General features: G+C 61.6%; 3 protein-coding genes and 1 pseudogene. 3 read left to right on the forward strand and 1 reads right to left on the reverse strand.

Going from position 1 to position 1,522, the window contains the following annotated elements; translation table 11 throughout:
* The 3 genes from EN935_RS35485 to EN935_RS35495 form a co-directional block, all read left to right on the forward strand.
* Positions 1–256 (forward strand): NAD(P)-dependent oxidoreductase (locus EN935_RS35485; protein WP_281040400.1); only part of this gene is annotated, 256 nt, incomplete at its 5' end.
* A gap of 15 nt (positions 257–271) precedes the next feature.
* Complete coding sequence (locus EN935_RS35490; protein ID WP_127264759.1) at positions 272–859, forward strand: hypothetical protein; 588 nt, start codon at positions 272–274, stop codon at positions 857–859.
* Between the two features lie 118 nt (positions 860–977).
* Positions 978–1,382, forward strand: coding sequence for a hypothetical protein (locus EN935_RS35495; RefSeq protein ID WP_109666697.1), 405 nt, complete (start codon positions 978–980; stop codon positions 1,380–1,382).
* On the opposite strand, the pseudogene EN935_RS42480 reads toward EN935_RS35495, so the two are convergent.
* Positions 1,383–1,522: pseudogene (locus EN935_RS42480) on the reverse strand (gamma-glutamyl-gamma-aminobutyrate hydrolase family protein); the annotation flags it as partial.

Below are 1,522 nucleotides of genomic sequence, written 5' to 3' on the forward strand. Positions count from 1 at the left end.
GGCAGCGCTTGCGGCAGCGCTCGCCAACGGCACCATCGCCGCTGCCGGCCTAGATGTCTTTGCCGACGAACCGAACGTGCCCAAGGCGCTGCTCGACGCGCCGAACACCTCGCTGTTGCCGCATGTCGGTTCGGCCTCGGACCATACACGCCGCGCCATGGCGGATCTGTGCGTCGACAATCTGGTGTCCTGGTTCACCGAGCGCCGGCCGCTGACGCCGGTACCGGAGACGGTGAGTGTGAAGGCTCGAGGCTAGCCAAAGGGCAATCCGATGGCTGTGAAGCTGCCCGAAAACTCCACCATCTCGGTCGCAACCAGTGGCCGGGAGCAGGTCGTTTCGATCCCTTACCCAAAACCGCCCGCCGCCACCTATATGGCAGGCGTATTCATGCTTTTCTGGCTTGGCGGCTGGGCTTTCGGAGAGATTTTCGCCGCCCACCAGATCATGACGATGCCGGTTGGAGGCGGAACGGCATTTCTCGTATTCTGGCTTTGTGCCTGGACGATCGGGGGCCTCTTTGCGGTGCTGACGGTTCGCCGCGTTTTCCAGAGATCCGCGCCTGAAATGATGAAGCTGGAGGTCGCTGGGCTCGTCTATGATCCGGGAGTACCGCCCTTCAAGATGCCTAGCTCCAGGTCCTTCCCTGTATGGCCCTCTCTATTGCCGAAACGAACCGAACTCAAAATCGACCGGACGCAGCTCAAATCGCTGAAACTACGCGAGGGCGATACGTGCAACCGCCTGACAGTCGACGCGGGTGCCCAGAGGGTCCAACTTGCCTCAGCCGCCACCGATGTCGAGCGGGAGTGGCTCTTCAAGCTCCTTTCAGATCGCTATTCGTTGGCAGTCCCGCAATAGTCCGACGGTTTCGTCCTCGACATCCGTTGATATCAGGAGTGGCGCCGCCACACTTATTAACGTCAGCTTAACCCTTTGGAATCATTCTCCATCCTGTCCGTGTGCGTGGATGAAGAAGATGAAAGCACTTTCCGCATTGATCGCTGTCACAGCGCTGTTTGGCGGCGTTCAGCTGTTTCATCTAGGCAGCGGGGAAAGCGTGGCCAACGAGGCCGCCCCGTCCAACAGCTACAGGCTGGTCGCCAATGGCGATGAGGCGGCCTGTGCGGTCAGCCGCGGGGCCGAAATTTCGGACGGGTTGTCGCTGCTCACCGTTGCTCCGAAATGCCGCCGGCTCTTGCCGGGCATAGAGCAGGCGAAGTTCTGGCGCGAGCAAAACGACGGCACGGTCGCCTTCAGCGCCAACGGCGTCGATCCGATAGTTACCTTCGCGGCTGCCGACGGCGACGGCTACGAATCCTATGCCCCGGCGCTGCCGCTGCTGTCGCTGGCGGCCACCGGTGATAAGAAATCCGGCGACTGATTATTCCGCTGCGGCCCGCGCGCCAGCCTTCGCTGCGGCGTGCAGCCGAACCGCATCGCCGAAGGCCCGGAATATTTTCACCGAGTTGCTGTCCGACTTGACCCAATATTCCGGATGCCACTGCACGCCGACGGCGAAGG

Source organism: Mesorhizobium sp. M7D.F.Ca.US.004.03.1.1, assembly GCF_003998635.1.
Taxonomy (GTDB): Bacteria; Pseudomonadota; Alphaproteobacteria; order Rhizobiales; family Rhizobiaceae; genus Mesorhizobium; species Mesorhizobium loti.